Here is a 26223-nt window from a genome sequence, read left to right on the forward strand (position 1 = left end):
AGATAATAAAATTTTAACTTATTTTAACTTTTGTTTTTAGAATCCATTAAGATTGTAACCGGACCATCATTAATCAGTTCAACTTTCATATCGGCGCCAAATTCACCTGTTCCTACCGGTTTTCCTAAACTTTCTTCAAGGGTTTTTATGAATTTTTCGTAAAGCGGAATAGCCACTCCAGGTTTTGCAGCCTGAATATAACTGGGCCTGTTTCCTTTTTTGGTACTGGCATGCAGGGTAAACTGACTCACTACAATGGCATCTCCATCCACATCCAGAAGAGAATTATTCATAACCCCTTCCCTATCATTAAAAATACGCATCTTAACGATCTTGTTGCAAAGCCACTTAATATCCTCTTCGGTATCGGCATTCTCAATTCCAAGTAGTATCACAATGCCATTTTTAATTACCGCATTAATTTCGCGGTTTGTGCTTACCGAGGCTTTTGAAACCCGTTGAAGTACTACTCTCATTCTTTTTTATAAATATCGGTTCGGTAATTATCTTCTTCTCCTTCCAGGATCTGCAAATAACTTTTATACCGGCTCCAGGCTATCTTCCCTTCCTCCAGAGCTTCTTTAACAGCACATTGTGGTTCCTCGAGATGCATACAGTTGTGAAACTTACAGTTTTGCTTTACTTTGAAAAACTCAGGGAAATAATTGCCCAGTTCTTCCCGCTCAATATCTACTACCCCAAAACCTTTAATTCCCGGGGTATCTATTATTCTGGCGTCAAAACTAAGGTCAAACATTTCAGCAAAAGTAGTAGTATGCTGCCCTTGTTTATGCTGCCCGGAAATTTCCGAAGTTTTTAAATTCAGTCCTGGTTCAAGGGCATTTATCAAAGTAGACTTTCCGGTACCACTATGGCCGGAAAACATACTGGTTTTCCCCAGCATCATCTCTTTTACTTTTTCTACATTCTTTCCGGTTTTTGCTGAAATGCCAATACATTCATAACCAACCTCGCGATAAATTGCTGCCAGGTATTTTATTTCTACCAATTCATCTTCATTATAGGTATCTATTTTATTGAACAGCAGCACTGCTTTTATTCCATAGGCTTCCGCGGTAACCAGAAAGCGGTCTATAAAAGTTGTGAACGTAGGCGGGTTGTTTAAGGTGATCAGCAAAAACACCTGATCTATATTCGAAGCGATAATATGGATTTGCTTGGAAAGATTAACCGATTTACGAATAATATAGTTTTCTCGTTTATCAATTTTCTTGATCACTCCCTGCTCCGCACCTTCCTTGTCTTCAATATCAAATTCCACCTTGTCACCAACAGCCACGGGGTTTGTACTCTTAATTCCTTTTATTCGGAATTTCCCCTTGATACGGCAGTCGTAATACTTGCCATCTTCGCCTTTGACATAATACCAGCTACCGGTAGATTTATAAACAGTTCCTTTCATTCACGTAATGCTTTTTAACCTCATAGGCGTTAGAAACCTTTGCGGTCTGCTAAAATAGCAATTACTGCTTGCTTTTTAACCAAAAAATCATTGAAAACCAAAGCGGTTATCCTTTCATGATCTTCTCCTGGTGATTGATAGATTCCTGGTGAACCGCCTTGAACAACCTAAGGATAAATTCCTCGCTTAAACCATGCTGCTCCCCTTCCAGTACCATATTGCCAAGAATTTCATTCCATCGTTTGGTTTGAAGTACCGATACATTCTGGGCCTTTTTCACTTTTCCGATTTCATCGGAAACTTTCATTCTTCTTGAAAGCAACTCGATCAATTGGTTATCGGCTATATCGATCTGGGCTCTAAGGTTGCTGAGTTTATTCTGAAACTCTTCACTTTCTGAAATTTCTTTCCTGATCTTCAAATCTTTCATTATTTGAACCAGAGTTGCAGGAGTAATTTGTTGGGCGGCGTCACTCCAGGCATCATCTGGTGTGTGATGGGTTTCTACCATAAGACCATCATAGTTCAGGTCCAGGGCGGTCTGGCAAAGATCAAAGATAATATCCCTTCTTCCCGCAATATGTGACGGATCGAGGATTAAAGGCAGATCTGGAAATTTATTCTGAAGTTCAATTGCGATCTGCCATTCCGGATTATTCCGGTATTTTGTTTTTTCATAGGCTGAAAATCCACGATGGATTACCCCAAGATTTTTAATGTCGGCTGTATGCAACCTTTCTACTGCACCCAACCACAGTGAAAGATCAGGATTAACCGGATTTTTCACCAAAACAGTTTTATCGGTACCCTTTAAGGCATCGGCGATTTCCTGAACTATAAAAGGTGAAACCGTGGTACGGGCTCCAATCCAAAGAATATCTACATCATACTCCAGGGCCAGGTCTACGTGCGCAGGATTAGCAACCTCTGTGGTGGTAAGCATCCCTGTTTCTTCCTTGGCTTTTTTCAGCCATTTTAATCCAAGAGAACCAACTCCCTCAAAATTTCCTGGTCTGGTACGCGGTTTCCAGATTCCAGCACGCAGCACAGTAGCATCGGTATCTTTTAATTGATGCGCGATCTTCAAAACCTGTTCCTCAGTTTCGGCGCTACAAGGCCCGGCAATCACTAGCGGATGATCTAACCCGAAATCATCCAGCCATTTTCTCATTTCCTTCTTGTTTTCCATAATTGTAAAATTAATCTTTGAGTATTAGTCTATTCCGTTTAAAATTGATTTTATATGATTTGTACGTTGCATTTCCCTGTATACCCCCTGAAAATCGTCATCTTCTATAAGATCCTTGAAGCGATTAAGATTAGCGATATATTCATTTAGGGTCTCCAGCACATTTTCTTTGTTTTGTTGAAAAATTGGTGTCCACATTTCCGGTGAACTCTTAGCTAATCTCACCGTAGAAGCAAACCCACTTCCGGCCAGGTCAAAAATATCCCGTTCGTTCTTCTCCTTTTCCAATACGGTTTTGCCAAGCATAAAAGAGCTGATATGCGAAAGATGCGAAACATAGGCAATATGTTTATCGTGCGATTTTGGATCCATATACCTTATGCGCATCCCCAGCCTTTGGAAGATTTCCAGTGCTCGTTCCTGCAGTTTAAAGGCTGTTTTTTCCACTTCACAAATTATATTGGTTTTATTCCTGTACAAATTAGAAATCGCCGCTTCCGGCCCCGAAAATTCGGTCCCTGCGATAGGATGTGCTGCCAGGTAATTTCTTCTTCCAGGGTGATTTGTTACAGTTTTACAAATCCCTTCTTTGGTGGAACCAGCATCAAAAACCAGCGTATTTTCATTCACTAGGTCCAGAACCTTTTCCAATACTCCGGGTGCAACATCTACCGGCACGGCAAGGATAACCACATCTACCTGCTGAACATTTTCCAGTTCGGCCTGGTGATCTATGAACCCGAGAGCTTTGGCTTTGGTTAAATGCTCGCTATTGGCATCACAACCATAAATTTCAGCCTCAGAAAAAGCCGATTTAATATCCAGCGCAAATGATCCGCCTATGAGCCCTACTCCAATAATCTGTACTTTCATTATTTTACCCGTTTAATAGCTCTTTCTATATTTTCTTCGGAAGCACATAGCGAAAACCTTACATAGCCCTCTCCCATGGCTCCAAAGATGAATCCCGGTGCGCTAAAAATATTATGTTTCTGAAGCAGGAATTCAACAAAAGCTTCAGAAGTCGTTCCGCTGGGAACCCGGGCCCAAACAAACATCCCGGTTTGGTCTTTTGCCGGTTCGCATTGCAAGGCTTCGGCAAGTTCCAGCACTTTTTCTTTCCGACTTTGATAAATTTCATTCTGCTCACTAAACCAGTTTCCGTTGAGTCGCAAAGCCGCGGCTGCACCTACCTGTAGCGGATAAAACATCCCGCTATCCATATTGGTTTTTACCTTGAGTACCGTATTGAGGTTCTGTTCGCTTCCGCAGAGCATCCCAATTCGCCATCCGGCCATATTAAAAGATTTGCTTAGGGAATTAAGTTCCAGGACAACTTCCTTTGCACCTTCGGTCTGTAGAATGCTTTTAGGCTCATTATTCAGAATAAAACTATAGGGATTATCATTAACAATGAGAATATTGTGAGTTTTACCGAATTCTACAAGATCTCTGAAAACCTGATCTGTAGCGGAAGCCCCGGTTGGCATATGAGGATAATTAACCCACATAAGTTTTACCTTGCTAAGGTCTTTTCTGGCCAGACTTTCCAGATCCGGTAGCCAGTTTCCTTCCTCATTAAGTGGATAATAAACCGCTTTTGCTCCCACCAGATTGGTCACCGAAGTATAAGTGGGGTACCCCGGATCGGGGATAAGTACCTCATCCCCATCATTCAAAAAGGCCATGGAAATATGAGTGATCCCCTCTTTGCTCCCCATTAGTGGTAAGATTTCGGTTTCCTGATCGAGCGCTACTTTATATTTATTTTTATAAAATTCTGCGATAGCCTTTCTAAAATCGACCGTGCCTTTATATGGCTGATATTGGTGCGCCGCCGAATTCACCAAGGCCTCGTTTAGAGCCGTGATAACCTGTGGCGGTGGGGGTAGATCAGGACTTCCAATCCCCAGATTTATAATATCCTTTCCCGATTCCTGCATAGCACGCACCTCTTTTAACTTGGTAGAGAAGTAGTACTCTTTTACGTGGTTTAACCTGTTGGCCTGCGCTATCATATCAAGCTGTTTTTATAAGTTCCTAATATTGTAAGTTGTTCGGTCATCACTTCCAGAATGCCTACCGCTTTTAAAAATTCCTCATAATTGTCAAAAGTAACATCGATAAAAAATGAATACTTCCACGGGCTTTCGATAATAGGCATACTCTGTATTTTGGTCATATCCAGATTAAAATCCCTTAGAATATTCAATACAGATACCAGGCTCCCCCGCTTGCTTTCCAATTCAAATTTCAGGGAAGCCTTATCTATTATATCACCATTGGGTTCTTTCTTTTTAGTACTGATAATTAGAAACCTGGTGGCATTGCTTTTTTTGGTATGAATACTTTCTGCCAGGATATCTAACCCAAAGAGTTTTGCCGCCGCTTTGCTTGCTACAGCTGCAATTTTATGGGATTCTTTTTCTGCAATCCTTCTGGCAACTTCAGCAGTATCGGCATCTTCAATAAGTTTTATATGCGGGTATTGCTTGAAGAATTCTTTACACTGCAATAAGGCCATTGGGTGTGAATACACCTTTTTAATATCCTCCAGCTTCTGACCGGGAAGCACCATTAAATTCATATCTATAGGAATGTAATGCTCGCCCACCACCTGTAACTTATTCTCATCAATAAGCGCGTAGTTGGGTAGTATAGAACCAGCAATGCTATTCTCTATAGCCATCACCCCTTCTGATGCATTGCCATTCACAAGGCTTTTTGTTAGCTCGGCAAAAGACATACATTCCAGCACCGGCACATCTTCCCTGTAATATTGTTGGGCCACCAAGTGGTGAAATGAACCCTGAATGCCTTGTATTGCTATTTTTCTTTCCATTCAAATTTTGCATAAAAAAAAGTCCCGATTTGTATCGGGACTTTTCTATATAATTTCTTGACTTAATTACATAACATTCCCGTTCCTATCTCTGAAATAGAAATAAAAATAAAAGAATGTGTTCCAGCGAATTAAGTTGATCATTGTTCCTTCGTTATGGGGCTAAAGTAGAATATAAATTCAGAATGAAAAACATTTTCAGGGAAATTTTTATGCTTTTTATGGGGTTGCTCTAATATTGCAGGGTTTGTCTTCAAATTATAAAAACCTGGCTAATTCTGCACTTCTAAATTCCGAATTATGCAATCCCTACCCATACTTTTAAGCAGAGAAATTTCGTTTATAATTACCTATTTTTGAAAAAAAGAAGAGCTATGTCTATTTCGGTAGAAGGGATTTCTAAATTTTACGGGGAACAAAAGGCCCTGGACGAGGTTTCGTTTTCGGTCACACGAGGAGAAATCGTGGGTTTTTTAGGCCCAAACGGTGCCGGTAAATCCACCCTGATGAAAATCCTCACCGGATATCTTCCCCCTTCTAAAGGCGAGGCCACGGTGAATAGTATATCCCTGAAAGAGAACCTGCACAAGATTCAACAGAACATCGGTTATTTACCGGAGCATAATCCGCTTTATACTGAAATGTACGTTCGGGAATATTTGGAATTTAATGCAAAGATTTATAAGACCGATAAATCCCGGATTGAAGAAGTGATAACACTCACCGGACTAAAACCTGAAGCTAATAAAAAGATAGAACAGCTCTCTAAAGGTTATCGCCAACGCGTTGGACTTGCTACTGCCCTGCTCCACGATCCCGAAGTTCTGATTCTTGACGAACCCACTACCGGGCTCGATCCCAATCAGCTGGTTGAAATACGCAGCCTCATCCGGAATATTGGCAAAGACAAAACCGTTTTCCTTTCCACCCATATTATGCAGGAGGTGGAAGCCGTTTGCGACCGGGTGATAATTATAAATAAGGGAAAGATTGTAGCCGATAAAAAACTTAATGACCTGCGGGTAGAGAAAGAACAGGTGATCCATGTAGAATTTGATTACCTGTTAGAACCGGTGGCCATCCAAAAAATCCCACATTTGATGTCTGCCAGAAATATTGGTGGATTTGCCTGGGAACTGACCTTCGATACCAAAAAAGACATGCGTCCTGCAGTCTTTGACTTCGCCCACGATAACGGCCTAAAAACCCTTCAGCTAAACCAAAAAACAAAAAATCTGGAAAGTCTTTTCAGTGAACTCACTAGATAAACTCACTAGATAAAAATCTCATTTTATCAAATTTATTGGATGGAAATCCGATAATTCCAGAAGGAAAAGACCTGAATAAATTTTCAAAAACTAAACTCCCCCTTCGGGGGGGCCGGGGGGCTTTATTCAAATATAAGTCGGCCGGTGTAATGCTCATTCACACTTACTTCCGGCGGGCGGTTTATGGCTATCACATCGCCAAAACCAAAAATATCTCCCTTTATCGATTCCTTCGGATTTACTATAAGTTTATTGGTACCCCGGTGCATCAGGTCTACATGAGCGGCTTCCAGGCCTCCCGCCTCCAGCCTGCCATCTCCCGCTGCAAAGAAAAGATCTAACCTGCCAACCTTTCCGGAGAGAAAATAATTAGAAACATTATCATTCGTGATACGCAGGGAATTTACCTCCAAATTCAGAATAAAATCACCATTGGTATAAACCTCAGGGTCCCTTTCCTGGTTTAGCGATCGCAGCCAGATTTCAGGGAAATTTAATATTCCTATACTTTCAATGGGTTGATGACTGCTATTTTGCAACCAACTCAAAGTTGGTGTTGTAACCGTCACTTTTATAATTCCGTAATCCCTCAGGAAATTACAGGGTTTTTCATTTCTGATATGAAGCCGGTTGTCCAGCACTTCTACTGAAACACCACTCAAAAGATTTTTTCCGGTTTCTACAACCACTTTATGTTCAGATCCCTTCTGGATAAAAAGCTTTACATCGTCAAAGACATTGATTTCCTCAAATGCAGCAACTTCAATCTCTTCTGAAACGATCTCCCCGGCAGTCTGGATACAACCCGGGGCATCTTCAGAATCACAACTGAAAAGTGCGAAAACCAGCATTAATATTAAAAGGTATCTTTTCATAACCTGTATCCAATTGAGAGTTCCACAGCTTCTGCATTTGCCCAATGTGAGCGCACGGTAACAGATGCCCATAATTTTTCAGTGAGTTTTCGCTGAAGACCGATCCTGTTATAAAGCTGCCCTACATAATGTTCGTAAGGAAAATATACATAATACCCCAACTGAGTGATCACCGATAATTTATCGAAAACCAATTGGTGACCTACAAAAACTCCAACCCGTTTGGAGTCTTCATCTCCACTTGTGTCCCCGGAAGGAAATGCGATAGATTGATACCTGATGCGTTCTGCCATCGCCTTCGAGAGAAATAATTCGGCCCCGGCCTGTAACGTGCTCTTATGATTGATTACCTTATCTGCAAATGCAGAAAAAGTGAGGAATGGGTACTGTTTGGATCCAATCACGCCCATCGTATTCACCCCACCGCGAAGAACAAGATTCAGATGAATAGGCTCAGTATATTTTTCTCCGGGTATTTTTGGAGAATAAGCCGGTAGATTTTCGTGATCCAGAACATAATTTAACCCCAGGTTCAATCCAATAGTATTTGTACTTGTATTGGGAGATTTAAAATCGGCATTGGAATAATGAATAACGGAGAGCCCTGCTTGAAGCCCAAAACCATTAATGATATTTTCCTTTTTGAGGTTAGCCATCAGATAAGTGGTGCTCAACAGCCGTGAACCGTAAGCATTATTCCTGAAGTTCTCATCGGGATGATAGGGATTCCCTGCGTAAGCCAGGCCTTGCCCTATTCTGAACATCAAACTGCGCTTCAACAGATAAAAATTCATATGAACATAGAGCCCGTAATTCTCACCCAAAGCGGGTTCTTTCATATCCTGATAGGTAAAGGACGCCCCTACATCGGGATAATTATATCGCTTTTCCCAGTCTTTAAATCCGAAACTCTTTTTATTGAACCCGAGAATTAAAGCCTGGGGATGACCTGTGATTAAATGGGCAATATCAGTATTGTGCTCGGCAATAGTTCCGTAGAAATAACTGGCATCAAATGAGTAATGATTTCTCCCGGAACCCTGAGCAACGAGGCTCAGACCTGCAAAAAGAAAAATAAGAGCAGTAAATTTCTTCATTACCGGCAAATGTAGGCCAATATTTTAAAAAACTGCCTTAGCTATTTTCTGAATATTTGTGCTTTTACCCATCGAGTAATAATGTAGCACCGGCACCCCGGCCGCGATAAGCTCCTTGCTCTGATAAATTCCCCACTCTACCCCCACTTCTCTCACCTCTTTATTGTCCTTACATTTTTCAACCTCATGGATTAAATCTTCAGGCATATCAACATGAAAACGATGGGGGATAATGCTAAGCTGGCGCTTGGTGGCTATAGGTTTTAAACCCGGAATAATCGGTACAGTAATTCCGTGCACCCGACATTTTTCCACAAATTCGAAATATTTCTGATTGTCGAAGAACATTTGGGTAACCACGTATTCTGCACCGGCATCAACTTTTTCTTTAAGGCGTTTAATATCCTTATCCAAGCTTGGGGCTTCCATGTGTTTTTCGGGGTAACCTGCTACACCAACACAAAAATCGGTGTTATGTCCTTTTTCTATAACCTTATCAAGATATTTTCCCTGGTTCATATCTCCAATCTGTTCAACCAGTTCTTTGGCAAAATGGTTTCCTTCTTTTTCGGGGGTGAAGTAAGTCTCGCTTTTTACCGCATCTCCTCTTAAGGCCATCACATTCTGAATTCCCAGGAAATCAAGATCAATCAAAAAATTCTCGGTATCTTCTTTGCTAAAGCCGCCGCAAAGTATATGCGGCACCGCATCTACCCCATATTTGCTCTGAATGGCAGCACAGATCCCTACCGTACCCGGTCTTTTTCGTACTATCTTCTTCTGTAAAAGTCCGTTCCCCTGGTCATTAAACACATATTCCTCCCTGTGATAGGTCACATCTATAAACGGAGGCTTGAACTCCATCAGGGGATCTATACCATCATAAATAGACTGGATATTCTGGCCCTTTAAGGGCGGTAATATTTCAAAGGAAAATAAGCTTCTGCCTTTCGCGGCTTTTATATGTTCGGTTATCTTCATTGTACCTTCTAGGTTCGTGAGAAATCCCAATGTTTTTAAGGGATTTTGAGTTAAACAAAAGTTTTATGGTCCGTTTTCCTCCCCTTTGGGGAGGTTAGGAGGGCCTTTAATCTGCAATGTTCGGGTTGAGCCATTTTTCGGCTTTTTCTACCGAAACTCCCTTCCGCATGGCGTAATCTTTTACCTGGTCTTCCTTTATCTTTCCAAGACCAAAATATCTTGCTTCAGGATTGCCGAAATAATATCCGCTAACGCTGGCTGCAGGCCACATGGCCAGGCTTTCAGTAAGTTTAACCCCAATTTTTTCTTCTACTTTTAAAACCTCCCAGATGCTCAGTTTTTCCAAATGATCTGGGCAGGCAGGATAACCCGGTGCAGGGCGAATTCCTTTGTAACTTTCTTTTATAAGCTGCTCATTGCTCAGGTCTTCTTCAGGTTCATAACCCCAATGCTTAGTCCTTACCTGTTTATGAAGATATTCGGCAAATGCTTCTGCCAACCTATCGGAAAGGGCTTTGATCATTATCGAATTATAATCGTCATGGTCTTTTTCAAATTTATTTGCCATTTCCTGAGTTCCAAAACCGGTAGTGACACAAAAACAGCCCATATAATCCTCTACTCCCGATTCTTTCGGCGCGATAAAATCGGCCAGGGCAAAATTAGGCTGTTCGCCGTGCTTTTTTAATTGCTGGCGGAGCGTTCTGAAAAGCATGGTTTTTTCTTCAGAATTCTCTTCGTGCCGAATTTCTATATCATCCTCATTTACGGTATTCCCAGGAAATAAACCAAACACAGCTTTAGCCTTCAGTAACTTTTCATCGAAGATTCGGTCCAGTAAATTTCGGGCATCAGAAAACAAAGATCTGGCCTGCTCCCCTACTTTCACATCATCCAGGATCGCCGGATATTTCCCGTGCAGGTCCCAGCTCCTGAAAAATGGACTCCAGTCTATATAATGCTCCAGCTTTTTAAGATCAAAATCTTCAATAACCTGAATGCCTGGTTCTTTTGGCTTAGAAATTTCAGAGGATCCCCAGTCTATTTTAAACTTATTCTGCCTGGCTTCCTCTATACTCAGGAATGATTTCACTTTACTGCGTTTCTTGAAATTTTTTCTGAATTTATCGTATTCCTCCTTAAGATCGCTCATATATCTCACGCGGGTACTATCCTTAAGCAAATCGCCCACCACCGTTACCGCACGGGAAGCATCATTAACATGAGCCACAGCATTTCCATATTGCGGATCGATTTTTACAGCCGTATGCGCCTTAGAGGTTGTTGCTCCACCAATGAGTAATGGCACCTGAAAATTCTGCCGTTGCATTTCTTTCGCCAGAAAAACCATCTCGTCCAGAGAGGGGGTTATAAGTCCGCTAAGACCTATCACGTCGACATTTTCGGCCTTTGCCGTTTCGATGATCTTCTCCGACGGCACCATCACCCCCAGGTCTATAATTTCATAATTATTGCAACCCAGCACCACGCTTACGATATTTTTTCCAATATCGTGCACGTCGCCTTTTACTGTAGCCATAAGAATTTTTCCAGCCGACTTGCGTTTGGTGGACGTATCAGCTTCAATATATGGTAAAAGATATGCCACAGCTTTTTTCATCACCCTGGCCGATTTCACCACCTGCGGCAGGAACATTTTCCCGCTTCCGAAAAGATCGCCAACCACATTCATCCCAATCATCAAATGACCTTCGATAACTTCAATGGGTTGATCGGCTTGTATTCTCGCCTCCTCAATATCCTTGAGGATATAGGCATCTATCCCTTTCACCAGGGCGTGAGTAATTCGCTCCTGAAGAGGATTTTCTCTCCAGGAAAGATCGATCCTGTTCTCCTTTTTAGAACCTACCACACTTTCAGCAAAATTGAGTAAACGTTCGGTGGCATCGTCCCGCCGATCCAGGATTACATCTTCCACGTGCTCGAGCAGGTCTTTGGGAATTTCATCGTAAACCTCCAAAAGGGAAGGATTCACAATTCCCATATTCATCCCGGCCTTGATGGCGTGATAAAGAAAAACCGAATGCATCGCCTCACGCACCGGATTATTTCCGCGGAAGGAGAACGAAACATTGCTCACTCCCCCGCTCAAACTCACGTGGGGTAGATTCTCCTTTACCCACCGCGTGGCTTCAATATAATCTATCGCATTTCTTTTATGCTCATCCATCCCCGTTCCCACCGGGAAAATATTAAGATCGAAAATGATATCTTCCGGAGGGAATTTCACTTTATCAACCAGAATATCATAAGAACGTTTCGAAATTTCAAGACGGCGGACATAATTATCGGCCTGGCCAATTTCATCAAAGGCCATTACGATCACCGCAGCCCCGTATCGTTTAATTTTTTTGGCGTGCTCAATAAATTCTGCTTCCCCTTCTTTTAAACTGATGGAATTTACCACGCATTTCCCCTGCACCACCTGCAAACCGGCCTCTATAATTTCCCATTTCGAGCTGTCAATCATTATGGGTACCCGGGCAATATCGGGTTCAGCAACTATTAGATTGAGGAATTTCACCATTGCCTCTTTACCTTCAATAAGGCCATCGTCCATATTGATATCGATGATTTGGGCTCCGTTCTCCACCTGTTCCCGTGCAACTACCAAAGCCTCCTCAAATTTTTCTTCTTTGATTAGTCGTAAGAATTTCTTGGATCCGGCCACATTGGTGCGTTCCCCTACATTTATAAAATTACTTTCGGGAGTGATGATCAAAGGTTCCAACCCGGATAAGCGTAATGCTCTTTTTTCTGTCATAATTTATACGATTTCCGGATTTTTCAGTTTTTCTATAGGTCTGGGCTTGTAGTCTTTAGCGATTTTGGCGATTGCCCTGATATGATCTGGCGTGGTACCACAGCAACCTCCTAAAATATTTACAAGACCTTTTTCTAAATATTCCTTTATCTGGCTTGCCATTTCTTCTGAATCCTGATCATATTCCCCAAAAGCATTCGGTAAGCCGGCATTGGGATAAGCCGAAACTCCAGAGTCTGTATAACGGTTTAACACTTCCAGATGTGGGGTAAGCTGTTTTGCTCCGAGAGCACAGTTAAATCCTATACTTAAAAGAGGGATATGTGAAACAGAGATCAAAAAAGCCTCTGCCGTTTGACCTGAAAGGGTTCTCCCGGAAGCATCGGTAATCGTGCCGCTAACCATCACAGGGACATCTACCCCGAGTTCCTCCTTTAACTCATCTATGGCAAAAAGCGCAGCCTTGGCATTCAGGGTATCAAAAACCGTTTCTATCAGCAGAATATCAACTCCTCCCTCAATTAGAGCTCTTGCCTGTTGCTTATAAGCTACCCGAAGTTCTTCAAAAGAAATAGCTCTGAACCCAGGATCATTAACATCTGGCGACATGCTGGCGGTCTTGTTGGTAGGTCCCATTGCTCCGGCTACAAAACGCGGTTGTCCCGGTTGTTCAGCAGTCATTTCTTCAGCAACCTTTTTGGCAATTCTGGCAGATTCGTAATTCATCTCATAAACCAGATCTTCCATCTGATAATCGGCCATCGCTATAGTAGTACCGGAAAAAGTGTTGGTTTCCACGATATCGGCACCGGCTTCAAAATATTTTCGGTGTATTGTAGCAATGGCTTCAGGCTGCGTTAAAGATAAAAGGTCGTTATTACCCTGCAGGGATACCGGCCACTGGGCAAAACGATTTCGGCGGAAATCTTCTTCCGTGAATTTATATTCCTGAAGCATAGTGCCCATAGCACCATCCAGGATCAATATTTTACGTTTGAGTTGTTCTTCTAATTTTGACATAGTATCGTAATAAATCACTATCAAAAAAAGAAGCAGGAAAAGAGTCTTTTGTTATCTATCTGCGCTTAAGCGAAGTAGAAGGTAGCACCTTCTCCCATTACAGGAGGGTTGCTAAGGTTTCATCGGGTCTATTCCCTCAACCTTTCTTGATAACGATGTAAATTAATGAACTTGAATCGCCAAATATCGGTCATACTTAATCCAATTCCAAAGAATTAAAATCTTTTTAAGCTTATTTTAATTTTTCCCCATTTAAGGTAATAGAATAGGTTATTTCAGCCGCTTTTTCCAGCATTTTAGAAACTGAACAATATTTATCCATGGAGAGTTCTACCGCCCTGATGGCCTTGGCTGCAGGTGCATCTCCCTGTAGAATAAAGTGCAGGTGGATACCTTTAAAAACATTTGGAATAGCACCATCTTCCCTGAAACCTTCTACCTCAACTTCAAGATCGTCGAGCTCTATCTTTTGTTTCTTAAGGATCATCACCACATCAATACTGCTGCAGCCGGCAAGACCACGCAATAAAAGATCCATCGGGCTCGCACCCTGCGGATTTTCTACCGATTTATTATCGAGGTAAACCACATCCCCGCGCTCGTTGGTGGTTTCAAAGCGGTATTCTTTGTTTATGCGTTTCAGATGAATTTTCATAGCGGTCAATTTTCCAGCAAATGTAGAAAAAGCTCCTGAAATCAGGAGCTTTTAATTTTTGTAAATACCAGAGAAGACCTCAGTATTATTTCAACTTAGCTGGTTTTAATTGATTTTAGGCATGTAAACCGCACTCGCGGTTAGACAGCACCTTAGTGGGATCAGAATATTTAAATTCATTAGGCAAATTATGTTCTGCCAAATAAGTATCAAGTTTCTCGTCACTCCAATGATAAAATGGACTCACTTTTAAAATCCCATCCTTGCTGTAGCTCAAAATACCAATGCTGTCGCGAAAAGTGGTTTGCCCTTTCCGTAAATTAGTAAACCATAGGTCTGGATTTTGTTCCTTCATCGCACGCTGGAAAGGTTCGAGCTTCACCTGTTTCGTGAATTCATCATGTTGAGATGAATTTACTTCAGGGATACCACCAAAAAATGCATCTCTGTATGCTGCTGTTTGTTTTGGTATGTAAAGTTTTATATTCAAATTCAACTGCTCAGCTACCTGGGTAGCATGTTTATAGGTTTGAGGAGTGTTATACCCTGTGTCACACCAAATTACCTTAAGATTGGGTTCCACCCGGGTTACCGAATGCAAGATAGCGGCTTCATAGGGTCGGAAATTTGTAGTAACCACAGGATTTTCAGCTTTTGTAATTATCCACTCTATGATTTCGAAAGGACTAAATGCCTTGAACTTTTCGTTAAGTTCTTCTAACTGAGATTGAGTAAATTTTTTCATATTATCCCTTTAAATATTATAATATTCCAGGAATTGATAATGCTCTTTCGCCGAGGCCTTTTATCGAACCGGGAATCATTTTTATAAACCCTATCGGATTAGTAGGTTATTAAAGCAAAAATAAACTTAAACCTGCGGTTATGCCAACTAATTCATAATTAATTTAATCAGATTGTGCTTTTTTCTTCACCCTGGCCAAATCGTAAAGTGTATTCCCGCCTAAAACATTCAGGGTGCTATCTCTAACCTGTATCATCAGGGCATGTACCGAGCAGGTTGCTTCATCGGGACAGTCGTCGCATTTTTCGTAATAATTCAGGCTTACGCAAGGCACCATAGCTATGGGGCCTTCGAGTACCCGAACTACAGAGGTCATTTTGATCTTCTCAGGTTCCTGTATGAGATAATAACCGCCACCTTTGCCTTTCTTCGAGCCCAGGAAGCCGGATTTCCGTAGACTTAGCAAAATACTTTCCAGAAACTTCAAAGAGATATTCTCGCTTTTAGCGATCTCGGAGGTTTGCACCGGTTTTTTATCCTCGCGTGACGCGATAAAGGCCAGCGCCTTAATCCCGTATTTAGTCTTTTTTGAAAGCATAGCACGAAGATACTTAAATAAAATTTTTACTCCGTTTGCTATCTATCTTCCTGTAATTTTGCACTACTCATTTTACACCCTGGCTAGAGCCTGTTCTAAATCTGCAATCACATCATCTGGATGTTCAAGTCCAACCGAAATTCGCACCAATCCAACTGAAATTCCTGCTTCCAGCCTGTCTTCCTCACTTAGTTTACTATGCGTTGTCGAGGCCGGGTGGGTTACGATACTGCGGGTATCCCCCAAATTGGCCGATCTCGAACAAAGTTCTATGGCATTTATGAAATTTCGCCCCGCTTCCAGGCCGCCTTTAATTTCGAAAGAAATAATATTCCCACCTGCCTTCATCTGCTTTTTTGCTATCTCATATTGCGGATGCGATTTTAAAAAGGGGTATTTTACCTTTTCAGCATTCGGCTGCTTTTCTAAAAATTCGGCGATCTTCAGTGCGTTTTCACAATGCCTGTCCAGTCGCACCGGAAGGGTCTCCAAACTTTTAGACAACACCCAGGCATTAAACGGCGACAAAGCCGGTCCGGTATTTCTTGAAAACAAATAGATCTCCCTGATCAAATTTGCATTTCCCACAGTTACTCCTCCTAAAACACGCCCCTGCCCGTCAATCAATTTGGTAGCCGAATGAATCACCAGTTGTGCGCCAAATTTTATTGGATTTTGCAAATATGGGGTCGCGAAACAATTATCGATTATCAGGATTAGATTGTGCTTTTCGGCAATTTTACCCAATACTTCCAGGTCCAGAAGCTCCACCCCGGGATTGGTAGGACTTTCAGCAAAAATGATCTTTGTTTCAGGCCTGATAAGGCTTTCGATCTTATCTACATCGTTCACATTAAAATAGCTGTGTGAGATATTCCACTTCGGAAAAAATTTGGTGAACAAGCTGTGGGTGGAACCAAAAACCGCCCTGGCTGAAATGATATGATCCCCACTGTCGAGCAAGGCCGCCAGCGTGGAAAACACCGCGCTCATTCCCGTCGCGAAGGCAGAACCCGCTTCAGCTCCTTCCATTTTTGTGATTTTCTCAACAAATTCTGAAGTATTTGGGTTGGTAAACCTGCTGTAAATATTGCGCTCTTTTTCTTCAGCGAAAGAAGCCCGCATATCTTCGGCATCCTCAAAGACATAACTTGACGTTAAGTAAAGTGGTGTGGAATGTTCCTGGAACTGCGTTCTCTCTGTTTGGGTTCTTATAGCTTCGGTTTCAAAATGCATCTGCTTTGTTTTTCTTATTATTAATTAAGCCTTTGTGAGAGCTTAAGCACATCACACACTACACCCCGGGCAGTCACTGCTGCTCCGGCCCCTGCTCCCTGGATCACCAGGGGTTGCTCGCCGTAAGATTCGGTATAAATCTCAAAAATATTATCGGCTCCCTTAATCTGTCCCAACGCACTCTCCCTGGGTGCTGAAATAAGTTTGGCCTCCAGACTGCCCCTCCCAACTTTAAGCTCGCCAACATAGCGCAATACGTGATTCTTCTTTTGATTTTTTTTTCGTTTTTCGAAGATCTCATCCAATTCGGAAATTCTATTCTGAAAATCTTCCGTGGAGGTTTTTCCATTTAATTTTTCAGGAATAAGCGACTGAATTTTCACTTCTTTAAACTCCTTCTTCAGCTGAAGTTCCCGTGCCAGAATAAGAAGTTTTCTCCCCACATCATTTCCGGAGAGATCTTCGCGGGCATCAGGTTCAGTATACCCAAGATCTCCGGCTTGCTTCAAGACTTCAGAAAATTCCCCCTCGCTTTCAGAAAAAGTATTAAAGATAAAGCTCAGCGAGCCCGAAAAAACCCCGCGAATACGGATCACCTTCTCCCCAGCCTGGTGCAGCCCCTGCACGGTTTGCACAATAGGTAGGCCGGCACCAACATTGGTTTCGTAATAAAAATGTTTTTTGTGCTTTTCGAGTTCCCTTCTTAATCCATAATAAAATTCATCGGAAAGCGTATTGGCCACCTTGTTCGCTGCCACCAGATGAAAGCCGTTTTGCACAAGTTTGGGATAGTCGAGCACCAGGTCTTTACTGACCGTAGCATCTATGGCCACAGGATTTTCAAGCTGATGTTTTTGGCTGAATTCCAAAATATCTTCCAGTTTATAAGCCTCCGCATTCTTATCGAAATCCTCTTTCCAGTTTTCACCGATCCCTTTAGGCATAAAAAGGGCTTTTCCCGAATTTGCGATTACGGGGATATTAAGTCTAATCCCTGATTCGGCGGTCCACCGGGACCTGATTTTTAAAAATTGGTCTATAAGCGTACTGCCTACATTACCTACTCCAAATAAGATGATGTTCACTTTTTTCAATTTTGTTGGTTTTAAAAACAGGTTTTAAAAATCGGGTTAGTTGGGAGGCTTCGATTAAAAAGGCATCATGCCCGTGTATGGATTTGATTTCGTGAATACTCACATTGGGTTTGGCCAGAGACAGATCCACATAGGTTTCCCAGTTTTCATCAGCCAGGAAAAACCAGTCTGAATTCACCGTGATAATGTGGATATTTCCTTTTATTTTTCTAGCGGCTTCCAGGTAATTCCCGCTGCCACTGCTGATATCTATAGTGGTAAGCAGGTGATTCATCAATTTGTACGAAGCCAGTTGAAAGCGCTCCTCCAGCTTATCGCCATGGTATTTCAACCAACCTTCTACTTTGTAACATGCCTGCGCTTCTTCCCGCGAGCGATTAAATTTTCTGGCGAGCGATTGCGGGGTTCGGTAGAAGGTCATCGCGTGCATCCGGGCATCCTTTACCGGACTGCTGGAATTATTTAAAATTTGTTCCTGCACCTTGCAGTTTGCAATTACCCAATCGGTGGCTTTATAATCGGTTGCGATGGGAATGATATTTTCGGCAAGATCGGGTTGTAAAGCTGCCAGCTCCCAGGCCAGAGCTCCTCCAATAGATCCGCCGATTACGGCAAACAGCTTTGTGATTCCCAGCTCTTCCAGAGCGAGCGACTGTATGCGGGCGATATCTTTTAAGCTGAAATCCTTATAGTTTTCTATCAGGTCCTCTTTTTTTCCGCTAAAACCATTTCCGGGAATATTAAACGCCAGCACCGCATATTGATCGGTATCTATAGTTTTTCCCGGGCCTACGATCCCACTCCACCAGCCATTTTGGCCGGTGATCTGGGAATTTCCGGTTAGGGCATGATTTACCAGTACTACCGGGGCCAACTCAAGAGGCCGCCCGAAAAGCTGGAAACTAAGCCGAATATCCTGAATCCCGCCGGCGGAATTTTTAAAGTCTTTTATCCAAATCTCGTGAAGCATATTTTCTTTTTTTTTCGAAAGGCGGCAAGGGAAAAGTCTTAACCTGGATGCTTTTCCCTGCGCCTTCCAACCAACAAATAATTATACCAATGCTTTTTTTCCAATCTTAGAAAATGCTTCTTTAAGATCGTTTTTCAGGTCTTCCACATCTTCCAACCCAACCGAAAGTCGTATAAGGTCCTGGGTAACTCCCGTGGTTGCTTGTTGTTCTTCGTTGAGTTGCTGGTGAGTAGTACTGGCGGGATGGATAATAAGGGATTTAGTATCACCAATATTGGCTACTAAAGAAAAGAGTTTGGTCTCATCGGCCACCACTTTTGCCGATTCGTAGCCGCCATCAACCCCAAAGGTTACTACCCCGCTTTGTCCTTTCGGAAGATATTGCTTCGCCAACTTGTAGTATTTGCTGCTTTCTAGTCCGGGATAATTCACCCATTTTACTTCCGGTTGTTCCTGAAGCCATTTGGCCAGTTCCAGCGCATTTTCGCTATGCTGTTTAATGCGTATCTCCAGGGTTTCCAGCCCCTGGAGGATCTGGAAAGCATTAAACGGACTTAGTGCAGCCCCATGATCTCTCAAACCTTCAATACGCACTTTCGCGATAAAGGCAGCTTCCTTTAGAGCTTCGTGATAAACCAGGCCGTGGTAGCCCGGAGAAGGTTCGGTAAACTCGGGAAATTTTCCATTAGCCCAGTCGAATCTTCCGGCATCGATTATCGCGCCGCCAAGGGCAGTACCATTTCCGTTGATGTATTTTGTTAGGGATTCGATCACGATATCGGCGCCGTGCTCTATGGGTTTCAGAAGTGATGGGGTTGCCACCGTATTATCGACGATAAAAGGAACTTTAAATTTTTTAGCTTCCGCAGAGATTGCTTTAAGATCAAGCACATCCAGTTTTGGATTCCCCAGGGATTCCACAAAGAACACCCTGGTATTCTCTTTGGCCGCTTTACTAAAGTTTTCCGGATTCCCTGGTTCCACAAAAGTGGTGGTAATCCCAAGGCGAGGCAGGGTTACATTCAGGAGATTATAGGTTCCACCGTACAAACTGTTGGAGGCCACGATATGATCTCCCGCTTTCAACAAAGTTAACAGAGTCGTATTTATAGCCGCGGTTCCCGAGGCGGTAACCACCGCTGCGATTCCACCTTCCACTGCGGCAAGACGCTGTTCCAAAATATCGTTTGTAGGATTATTGATTCGGGTGTAAATGAATCCCGGCTCGGCCAATGAAAAAAGATCGGCGGCGTGTTGGGAATTCTTAAATACGTAGGAAGTAGATTGATAAAGCGGTACTGCTCTGGTTCCGGCGTTAGCTGTTACATCGTATCCTGCGTGAAGGGCGTTGGTTGAAAATTTTTGAGTACTCATGATATTAGTTTTTTAATGTTTGAATTTCGTTTTGAGATTTCCACCTGCGCGGAAATGACTAATGTTTAAATGAAAAATCCCCCTGGTTTCGCTATTACCAGGGGGACTTGAATCGAACTTTAAAAACTAAGTTACATTCGCTTCTGGCAATAGCATTTCATGTGCATAGACATACACATCATCATAATTTGCATCATCATATTTTTTGCTATTGACAGATTATTACTCATACTAATTATTTTTTGTCATTCCCTCGGAGGCGGGAATCTTTACTCTTTATTCTTTCTCTGGATTTCCGTCTTCACGGAAAAGACAAATTATTATATAAAAAAAGCCGCTGCGGTGGCAGCGGCTTTTGCAAAATATCTTTTCAGTTTTATGCAATAGTGCGCGCTGCGGAGACTTTCCACATCATCATACGCATCATATTGCAAATAAACTTGTACATTTCGTTGTTTTGTTGGCTACAAAGATAAGTGCACAATCTTTTAATATCCAAGCTAAAGACCAACTTTTACGAAATATTTATTTTAAATGAAAAAAAAGTTGTTTTTCAGAAAATTAATATAGCTTTCCTAAAGTTCTTTTAAAATAACCGGTTACCTTCCGAGGGAAAGAGTTGAATTAAACTTTAAAAAAGAAATATTGAATCCCGCTTATTTTTATACATTTGTATCCGAATAATTTAAAGGGAAGGATTTGACTGATTGCAACCCTATATACACTAAGGTGTATTGAAAAATGCTAAAGCAGTAATATTACTCCTGTTAGCTCCACACGTCAAATTCCGCCCATAATTCTATAATACTTAAAAGAAATATGGCTTATTTATTTACTTCTGAAAGCGTTTCTGAAGGACACCCAGATAAGATCGCCGACCAGATTAGCGATACCCTTCTCGATAATTTTCTTGCTTTTGACGAAAACTCCAAAGTTGCATGTGAAACCCTGGTAACAACCGGACAGGTTGTTCTTGCCGGAGAAGTACGCAGCGATACTTACCTGGATGTGCAAACTATAGCACGGGATGTGATTAATGATATTGGGTATACCAAAGGTGCCTATAAATTCAGCGGGGATTCCTGTGGCGTCATCTCGCTTATTCACGAACAATCGCAGGAAATCAACCAGGGGGTGGATCGAGGAAATAAAGAAGAACAGGGTGCCGGCGACCAGGGAATGATGTTTGGTTACGCCACAAATGAAACCGAAAACTACATGCCCCTGGCTTTAGATATTTCTCACAAGATCCTTATTGAGCTGGCAAAAATAAGACGGGAGGAAAAAGAAATAACTTACCTGCGTCCCGATTCTAAAAGCCAGGTCACCATAGAATACAACGACGAAAATATTCCGCAGAAAATAGTTGCCATTGTAGTATCTACCCAGCACGACGAATTCGATGAAGATGAGGCGATGCAAAAACAAATTGAAAAAGATATTAAGGAAATTCTTATTCCTCGGGTTAAAGAACAATTGCCTGAATACGTACAGAAACTCTTTAATGAGGATATCACCTATCATATCAACCCTACCGGAAAATTTGTGATCGGCGGGCCACACGGTGATGCAGGATTAACCGGGAGAAAGATCATCGTAGATACTTACGGAGGGAAAGGCGCTCACGGAGGCGGTGCCTTTTCAGGAAAAGATCCGAGCAAGGTAGACCGATCGGCTGCCTACGCTGCAAGACATATTGCTAAGAATTTAGTTGCTGCAGGAGTGGCCGATGAAATTTTGGTACAGGTTTCATATGCCATTGGTGTGGTAGAACCTACTTCTATCTTTGTGGATACCTACAGAACTTCCAAAGTGAAACTTAAAGATGGAGAGATCGCCAAAAAAGTAAGAGAGATCTTCGATATGCGCCCTGCAGCCATCGAGGAACGACTAAAGCTAAGAAATCCAATATACCGCGAAACAGCTGCTTACGGGCATATGGGAAAAGAACCGAGGACCATCACCAAGGTTTTTGAAAGCCCGTATAATGGCAGGATTACGAAAGAAGTGGAACTCTTCACCTGGGAGAAACTGGATTATGTAGATAAGGTAAAAGAAGCTTTCGGACTTTAATTTTTTTCCATAAATAGTACTAAGTAGACCGCGATTTTCGCGGTTTACTTTTTTAGGTTTTCTTCGGAAAGCTTTAACAGCGGGCAGGAGAAATTATTCCTAATTTTAAGATCCAACCAATCCCACACTAAATGTCCGTTTTCAAAAAAGTTCGTGATACCTTCAGCCTACTAAGATCAGTTGACATGGAGCAGCTGGCAAAAATAAATCAACAAATAGATCTATCAGAAGCTATGAAAACTTTGGGTGCGCTTGATGAACGCCAACTCAAAGGGCTGATGAAAATGTTAAAAACGAAGCGGAAAAAAGGCAAAAGTGACCTACCTCCTATCGATGGGGATTTCTATGACCTGGATCTCAAATTAACCGAGGAACAGCGCAAATTGCAGATGGACGTCCGGAATTTTATGGAAGATGAGGTTCGACCTTTGGTTAATGATCACTGGAACCGGGCTGAATTTCCTTTCGAGATCATCGAAAAATTCAAAAAACTCAATATAACCGGTGTTCCTTATGAGGGTTACGGCTGTCCCAATCTTCCGTTTTTAATGGAAGGTATCATCGCTCAGGAAATCGCCCGGGTGGATGTTTCCATCTCCACATTTTTTGGAGTTCACAGCGGCCTGGCAATGGGGTCTATCTACCTCTGTGGAAGCGAGGAACAAAAGCAGGAATGGCTTCCGGAGATGCAGAAACTGGAAAAAATTGGTGCCTTTGGACTTACCGAACCAAACGTAGGTTCGGGAGTGGCAGGAGGTCTGGAAACCACCTGTAAATTAGATGGTGAAAACTGGATCTTAAACGGACAGAAAAAATGGATTGGCAATGCCACCTTTGCCGATGTGATAGTGATCTGGGCCCGCGATGAAGATTCCAACCAGGTTAAAGGTTTCCTGGTAAGAAAAGAAAATCCCGGTTTTAAAGCCGAAAAAATGAAAGATAAGATGGCGCTGCGAATTGTGCAGAATGCACTTATCACCCTGGAAAATTGCAAAATTCCTGAAAGCGACAGGTTGCAAAAGGCCAACAGCTTTAAGGATACAGCCAAGGTGCTGCGGATGACACGTGCCGGAGTTGCCTGGCAGGCCGTGGGTTGTGCCCGTGGTGCTTATGAAAGCGCCTTGAAGTATACTAGAAAACGGGAACAATTTGGAAGACCGATTGCTTCCTATCAGCTTATTCAAGATCACCTCGTTGAAATGCTTTCCAATCTTACCGCAATGCAAACCCTGGTTTTCCGACTTTCGGAAATGCAGGATGCCGGGTTGCTTTCAGATGAACATGCTTCTTTGGCCAAAGTCTTCTGTAGTATGCGCACCCGGGATGTGGTGAGCCGGGCCAGGGAAGTAATGGGAGGAAACGGAATTTTACTCGAATATGATGTGGCCCGGTTTGTGGCCGATGCCGAGGCTATCTACAGCTATGAAGGCACCAAAGAAATAAATTCATTAATTGTAGGCCGTGCCATAACTGGTCACAGTGCCTTTGTTAGTTAAATATAAACAATTTTAAAAGAAAACGAATGTCATTATTAATTGTTAGTCCGGGGAAAGACCCGAAACCTTGGGTAAAAGCTTTACAAAACCAACACCCGGGATTAAATATTTATGTATATCCTGAAGAACACGATAAGAAAGAAGTGGATTTTGTGCTTGCATGGAAGCATCCACGTGGACTATTCAAAAATTATCCAAATCTAAAAGTTATTGCCTCTATGGGCGCCGGAGTAGACCATATCACCTCCGACTCGGAGCTACCGGAAAATATACAGATAACCAAGGTTGTAGATAATATGCTTGAAGAAGATATGGGTAATTTTGTTTTAAGCCTTATTCTTAATTATCAGCGTAATCTTTTAATTTACCAAAAACAACAAGCGGAGAAAACCTGGAATCCCGTAACTTACAAGAGAAACAAAGACGTTAATGTGGGGGTCTTAGGTCTTGGCCATCTTGGCCAAACGACGGCAAAAACTTTGGCGAAAAACGGCTTCAAGGTACATGGCTTCTCAAAAACTCCGAAGAATATAGAAAATATTGAAAGTTTTTCAGGTGAAGATGAAATGGAAGCTTTCCTTGAAAAATCTGAAATACTGGTAAACCTACTCCCCCTTACCCCCGAAACCAAAAATATTCTTAACAAGGGACTATTTGAAAAACTTCCCGAAGGGGCCTATGTGATAAATGTAGCCCGGGGAGAACATCTTGTGGAACTCGATCTGATAGAAATGTTAGACAAGGACCATCTATCTGGAGCGGCTATGGATGTTTTCCGGCAGGAACCTCTGCCCGAGGATCATCCGTTTTGGGAACATCCAAAAGTTTTTATAACTCCTCACATAGCAAGTGTTACGCATCCAAATTACGTTGTCCCCCAAATCGTGGAGAATTATGAAAGAATGAAGGAAGACGAACCACTAAAAAATGTAGTAGAACGTGAAAAAGGTTATTAAACATTAATATTATGGATACATTTAAAAACATTCTGGTTGCCGTAGATTTCAATGACACTATTGGAGAACTTATGGGTTATGCGGAAAGCATTGCTGAAAAATTCGGATCGAAGATTTGGGTTGTTCACGTGGCTGAGCCAAGTCCCGAATTTACCGGATACGAAGTTGGTCCGCAGTATATCAGAGATGTAAAGGCGGATGAATTCCGGGAAGAACATCGGCAGCTGCAAGCCATTAGCAAACTCTTTGTAGATCAAAACATCGAATCTGAGGCTCTGCTTATTCAAGGATCTACGGTTCAGACTATCATCGAAGAAGTAAAAAAACTTAATGCCGACCTTTTGATCGTTGGCACCCACAAACACGGATTTCTCTTTAATATCCTTTCGGAAAATGTTTCCCTGGAATTACTCAAAAAGGCAGAAGTGCCCTTTTTGGCCATTCCAATTGAGGAAGAGAAATAAGAATCCGCATTTGGAAAGTTTTTGATTTTAGTGAGAAACCTTAACTTTAGGGATTAAATATTTTAATCCCTAATCCGGGTATTGCCCTTATTTCACAAGATGATTAGCAAAAGAGAATTTCAAAAGCTCCACGAAAATATAAAACCCCATATTCATCGCACACCTGTAATGAATTCCCATCTGCTTAACGAAATAGCTGGGACAGAAATTTTCTTTAAATGCGAAAATTTTCAGCGGGCCGGAGCTTTTAAAATGCGGGGTGCTACAGCAGCTATTTTGAACCTGAGCGAGGAAGCGCGGGAAAAAGGAGTGGTCACCCATTCTTCCGGAAATTTTGCCCAGGCAGTTTCTCTGGCAGCAAAAAGCCTGGGGATTCCTGCTTATATTGTAATGCCTTCTTCAGCTCCGGAAGTAAAGAAAGCAGCGGTTCAGAATTATGGCGGAAAAATCACAATTTGCCCTCCTACCATAAAAGACCGGGAGGAAGCCGCTGAAAAGATAGTGAAGGAGACCGGTGCTACTTTTTTACATCCTTCCAATCAACTTGATGTGATTTACGGGCAGGGAACCGCGGCCATCGAACTGCTGGAAGAGCATCCCGATCTGGATGTGCTGATCACTCCCGTAGGTGGTGGCGGACTCCTGGCCGGAACCGCCCTTGCGGTAGATTACTTCGGAAAAAACTGCAAATGCATTGGCGCCGAACCTTTTGAAGTCGATGACGCATACCGATCCCTTAAAAGCGGAAAGATAGAAACCAACGAGACAACAAACACCATTGCCGATGGTCTGAAAACCCAACTTGGAGACAAAAATTTTCCACTGATTCAAAAGTATGTTTCAGAAATTATTAGGGTGGAGGAAGATGAGATCATTTTAGCAATGCGCCTAATCTGGGAACGCATGAAGATTATCGTGGAGCCTTCGAGCGCGGTAGCCTTTGCGGCCGTGCTTCGCGAGAAAAAAAAATTCAGAGGAAAGAAAACTGGAATGATCATTTCGGGTGGAAATGTGGATTTAAGCAACCTGCCTTTCTAAAAAGCTGATTTCTATTTCGCTTTTATCAAAAAAAAGAAGCCGTA

General features: G+C 42.3%; 24 protein-coding genes and 1 riboswitch. Of the genes, 6 read left to right on the top strand and 18 right to left on the bottom strand.

Going from position 1 to position 26223, the window contains the following annotated elements; all coding sequences use genetic code 11:
- Window positions 1–23: 23 nt before the first annotated feature.
- The 6 genes from dtd to BM266_RS04955 form a co-directional block, all read right to left on the bottom strand.
- A complete protein-coding gene (gene dtd / locus BM266_RS04930; protein ID WP_093406631.1) occupies window positions 24–476 on the bottom strand; it encodes a D-aminoacyl-tRNA deacylase in 453 nt (150 codons plus the stop codon).
- Complete coding sequence (gene rsgA / locus BM266_RS04935) at window positions 473–1423, bottom strand: ribosome small subunit-dependent GTPase A (RefSeq protein WP_093406634.1); 951 nt, start codon at window positions 1421–1423, stop codon at window positions 473–475. The genes dtd and rsgA overlap by 4 nt, the downstream gene beginning before the upstream one ends.
- A 106-nt stretch (window positions 1424–1529) precedes the next feature.
- Window positions 1530–2612: a bifunctional 3-deoxy-7-phosphoheptulonate synthase/chorismate mutase type II gene (locus tag BM266_RS04940; protein WP_093406636.1), complete on the bottom strand. Its 1083-nt coding sequence runs from the start codon at window positions 2610–2612 to the stop codon at window positions 1530–1532.
- A 24-nt stretch (window positions 2613–2636) separates the two neighbouring features.
- Window positions 2637–3485, bottom strand: a complete 849-nt coding sequence (locus BM266_RS04945) for a prephenate dehydrogenase (RefSeq protein WP_093406639.1) — start codon at window positions 3483–3485, stop codon at window positions 2637–2639.
- Window positions 3485–4630, bottom strand: a complete 1146-nt coding sequence (locus tag BM266_RS04950) for a pyridoxal phosphate-dependent aminotransferase (protein WP_093406641.1) — start codon at window positions 4628–4630, stop codon at window positions 3485–3487. The genes BM266_RS04945 and BM266_RS04950 overlap by 1 nt, the downstream gene beginning before the upstream one ends.
- Window positions 4627–5454, bottom strand: a complete 828-nt coding sequence (locus BM266_RS04955; protein WP_093406643.1) for a prephenate dehydratase — start codon at window positions 5452–5454, stop codon at window positions 4627–4629. Before BM266_RS04955 ends, BM266_RS04950 begins: the two co-directional genes overlap by 4 nt.
- A 374-nt stretch (window positions 5455–5828) precedes the next feature.
- On the opposite strand from BM266_RS04955, the gene gldA reads away from it, so the two are divergent.
- Window positions 5829–6722, top strand: coding sequence for a gliding motility-associated ABC transporter ATP-binding subunit GldA (gldA, locus tag BM266_RS04960; protein ID WP_093406645.1), 894 nt, complete (start codon window positions 5829–5831; stop codon window positions 6720–6722).
- A 122-nt stretch (window positions 6723–6844) separates the two neighbouring features.
- Here the strand turns inward: gldA and BM266_RS04965 are convergent, their stop codons facing one another.
- From BM266_RS04965 to BM266_RS05020, 12 genes are all read right to left on the bottom strand, one after another.
- Window positions 6845–7597 carry a head GIN domain-containing protein gene (locus BM266_RS04965; protein WP_093406648.1) on the bottom strand — a complete coding sequence of 251 codons (753 nt, stop codon included), beginning with the start codon at window positions 7595–7597 and terminating at the stop codon, window positions 6845–6847.
- Window positions 7594–8694, bottom strand: a complete 1101-nt coding sequence (locus tag BM266_RS04970) for an acyloxyacyl hydrolase (protein ID WP_093406650.1) — start codon at window positions 8692–8694, stop codon at window positions 7594–7596. The genes BM266_RS04965 and BM266_RS04970 overlap by 4 nt, the downstream gene beginning before the upstream one ends.
- 24 nt (window positions 8695–8718) lie before the next feature.
- Window positions 8719–9675, bottom strand: a complete 957-nt coding sequence (gene metF / locus BM266_RS04975; RefSeq protein WP_093406652.1) for a methylenetetrahydrofolate reductase [NAD(P)H] — start codon at window positions 9673–9675, stop codon at window positions 8719–8721.
- A 106-nt stretch (window positions 9676–9781) separates the two neighbouring features.
- The gene (gene metH / locus BM266_RS04980) at window positions 9782–12460 is read right to left on the bottom strand and encodes a methionine synthase (RefSeq protein WP_093406655.1); all 2679 of its coding nucleotides are present in this window, start codon (window positions 12458–12460) and stop codon (window positions 9782–9784) included.
- A 3-nt stretch (window positions 12461–12463) separates the two neighbouring features.
- Window positions 12464–13480: a homocysteine S-methyltransferase family protein gene (locus BM266_RS04985; RefSeq protein ID WP_093406658.1), complete on the bottom strand. Its 1017-nt coding sequence runs from the start codon at window positions 13478–13480 to the stop codon at window positions 12464–12466.
- Window positions 13481–13528: 48 nt separating this feature from the next.
- A riboswitch (SAM riboswitch) is annotated at window positions 13529–13636 on the bottom strand.
- A gap of 76 nt (window positions 13637–13712) precedes the next feature.
- On the bottom strand, window positions 13713–14135 hold the full coding sequence (locus BM266_RS04990) for an OsmC family protein (protein WP_093406660.1): 423 nt from the start codon (window positions 14133–14135) through the stop codon (window positions 13713–13715).
- A 115-nt stretch (window positions 14136–14250) separates the two neighbouring features.
- Window positions 14251–14880, bottom strand: coding sequence for a phosphoadenosine phosphosulfate reductase domain-containing protein (locus tag BM266_RS04995; protein ID WP_093406663.1), 630 nt, complete (start codon window positions 14878–14880; stop codon window positions 14251–14253).
- A 163-nt stretch (window positions 14881–15043) separates the two neighbouring features.
- Window positions 15044–15478: an RrF2 family transcriptional regulator gene (locus BM266_RS05000; protein ID WP_093406665.1), complete on the bottom strand. Its 435-nt coding sequence runs from the start codon at window positions 15476–15478 to the stop codon at window positions 15044–15046.
- 72 nt (window positions 15479–15550) lie between these two features.
- Window positions 15551–16714, bottom strand: a complete 1164-nt coding sequence (locus BM266_RS05005) for a trans-sulfuration enzyme family protein (RefSeq protein WP_093406667.1) — start codon at window positions 16712–16714, stop codon at window positions 15551–15553.
- 20 nt (window positions 16715–16734) lie between these two features.
- Window positions 16735–17799 (bottom strand): homoserine dehydrogenase family protein, encoded by a 1065-nt coding sequence (locus BM266_RS05010; protein WP_245760385.1) that lies wholly within the window; start codon window positions 17797–17799, stop codon window positions 16735–16737.
- Entirely contained in the window at window positions 17771–18778 is a 1008-nt protein-coding gene (locus tag BM266_RS05015; RefSeq protein WP_093406672.1) for an alpha/beta fold hydrolase, read from the bottom strand. The genes BM266_RS05010 and BM266_RS05015 overlap by 29 nt, the downstream gene beginning before the upstream one ends.
- Window positions 18779–18859: 81 nt before the next feature.
- On the bottom strand, window positions 18860–20152 hold the full coding sequence (locus BM266_RS05020) for an O-acetylhomoserine aminocarboxypropyltransferase/cysteine synthase family protein (protein ID WP_093406675.1): 1293 nt from the start codon (window positions 20150–20152) through the stop codon (window positions 18860–18862).
- Between the two features lie 819 nt (window positions 20153–20971).
- On the opposite strand from BM266_RS05020, the gene metK reads away from it, so the two are divergent.
- The 5 genes from metK to BM266_RS05045 all read left to right on the top strand — a co-directional run bounded on the left by metK (window position 20972) and on the right by BM266_RS05045 (window position 26179).
- Entirely contained in the window at window positions 20972–22225 is a 1254-nt protein-coding gene (gene metK / locus BM266_RS05025) for a methionine adenosyltransferase (RefSeq protein ID WP_093406677.1), read from the top strand.
- Window positions 22226–22356: 131 nt separating this feature from the next.
- The gene (locus tag BM266_RS05030) at window positions 22357–23721 is read left to right on the top strand and encodes an acyl-CoA dehydrogenase family protein (RefSeq protein ID WP_093406679.1); all 1365 of its coding nucleotides are present in this window, start codon (window positions 22357–22359) and stop codon (window positions 23719–23721) included.
- Between the two features lie 26 nt (window positions 23722–23747).
- Window positions 23748–24677 carry a 2-hydroxyacid dehydrogenase gene (locus BM266_RS05035; protein WP_093406681.1) on the top strand — a complete coding sequence of 310 codons (930 nt, stop codon included), beginning with the start codon at window positions 23748–23750 and terminating at the stop codon, window positions 24675–24677.
- A gap of 11 nt (window positions 24678–24688) precedes the next feature.
- Window positions 24689–25141 carry a universal stress protein gene (locus BM266_RS05040; protein WP_093406683.1) on the top strand — a complete coding sequence of 151 codons (453 nt, stop codon included), beginning with the start codon at window positions 24689–24691 and terminating at the stop codon, window positions 25139–25141.
- 99 nt (window positions 25142–25240) lie between these two features.
- Window positions 25241–26179, top strand: coding sequence for a pyridoxal-phosphate dependent enzyme (locus tag BM266_RS05045; RefSeq protein ID WP_093406685.1), 939 nt, complete (start codon window positions 25241–25243; stop codon window positions 26177–26179).
- The last annotated feature ends 44 nt before the right edge of the window (window positions 26180–26223 follow it).

It is taken from the genome of Salegentibacter flavus (assembly GCF_900115145.1).
Lineage (GTDB): Bacteria > Bacteroidota > Bacteroidia > Flavobacteriales > Flavobacteriaceae > Salegentibacter > Salegentibacter flavus.

Coding starts and splice junctions, on each gene's coding strand:
- dtd (WP_093406631.1), bottom strand. CDS start 476: ATGAGAGTAGTACTTCAACGGGTTTCAAAAGCCTCGGTAAGCACAAAC.
- rsgA (WP_093406634.1), bottom strand. CDS start 1,423: ATGAAAGGAACTGTTTATAAATCTACCGGTAGCTGGTATTATGTCAAA.
- BM266_RS04940 (WP_093406636.1), bottom strand. CDS start 2,612: ATGGAAAACAAGAAGGAAATGAGAAAATGGCTGGATGATTTCGGGTTA.
- BM266_RS04945 (WP_093406639.1), bottom strand. CDS start 3,485: ATGAAAGTACAGATTATTGGAGTAGGGCTCATAGGCGGATCATTTGCG.
- BM266_RS04950 (WP_093406641.1), bottom strand. CDS start 4,630: ATGATAGCGCAGGCCAACAGGTTAAACCACGTAAAAGAGTACTACTTC.
- BM266_RS04955 (WP_093406643.1), bottom strand. CDS start 5,454: ATGGAAAGAAAAATAGCAATACAAGGCATTCAGGGTTCATTTCACCAC.
- gldA (WP_093406645.1), top strand. CDS start 5,829: ATGTCTATTTCGGTAGAAGGGATTTCTAAATTTTACGGGGAACAAAAG.
- BM266_RS04965 (WP_093406648.1), bottom strand. CDS start 7,597: ATGAAAAGATACCTTTTAATATTAATGCTGGTTTTCGCACTTTTCAGT.
- BM266_RS04970 (WP_093406650.1), bottom strand. CDS start 8,694: ATGAAGAAATTTACTGCTCTTATTTTTCTTTTTGCAGGTCTGAGCCTC.
- metF (WP_093406652.1), bottom strand. CDS start 9,675: ATGAAGATAACCGAACATATAAAAGCCGCGAAAGGCAGAAGCTTATTT.
- metH (WP_093406655.1), bottom strand. CDS start 12,460: ATGACAGAAAAAAGAGCATTACGCTTATCCGGGTTGGAACCTTTGATC.
- BM266_RS04985 (WP_093406658.1), bottom strand. CDS start 13,480: ATGTCAAAATTAGAAGAACAACTCAAACGTAAAATATTGATCCTGGAT.
- BM266_RS04990 (WP_093406660.1), bottom strand. CDS start 14,135: ATGAAAATTCATCTGAAACGCATAAACAAAGAATACCGCTTTGAAACC.
- BM266_RS04995 (WP_093406663.1), bottom strand. CDS start 14,880: ATGAAAAAATTTACTCAATCTCAGTTAGAAGAACTTAACGAAAAGTTC.
- BM266_RS05000 (WP_093406665.1), bottom strand. CDS start 15,478: ATGCTTTCAAAAAAGACTAAATACGGGATTAAGGCGCTGGCCTTTATC.
- BM266_RS05005 (WP_093406667.1), bottom strand. CDS start 16,714: ATGCATTTTGAAACCGAAGCTATAAGAACCCAAACAGAGAGAACGCAG.
- BM266_RS05015 (WP_093406672.1), bottom strand. CDS start 18,778: ATGCTTCACGAGATTTGGATAAAAGACTTTAAAAATTCCGCCGGCGGG.
- BM266_RS05020 (WP_093406675.1), bottom strand. CDS start 20,152: ATGAGTACTCAAAAATTTTCAACCAACGCCCTTCACGCAGGATACGAT.
- metK (WP_093406677.1), top strand. CDS start 20,972: ATGGCTTATTTATTTACTTCTGAAAGCGTTTCTGAAGGACACCCAGAT.
- BM266_RS05030 (WP_093406679.1), top strand. CDS start 22,357: ATGTCCGTTTTCAAAAAAGTTCGTGATACCTTCAGCCTACTAAGATCA.
- BM266_RS05035 (WP_093406681.1), top strand. CDS start 23,748: ATGTCATTATTAATTGTTAGTCCGGGGAAAGACCCGAAACCTTGGGTA.
- BM266_RS05040 (WP_093406683.1), top strand. CDS start 24,689: ATGGATACATTTAAAAACATTCTGGTTGCCGTAGATTTCAATGACACT.
- BM266_RS05045 (WP_093406685.1), top strand. CDS start 25,241: ATGATTAGCAAAAGAGAATTTCAAAAGCTCCACGAAAATATAAAACCC.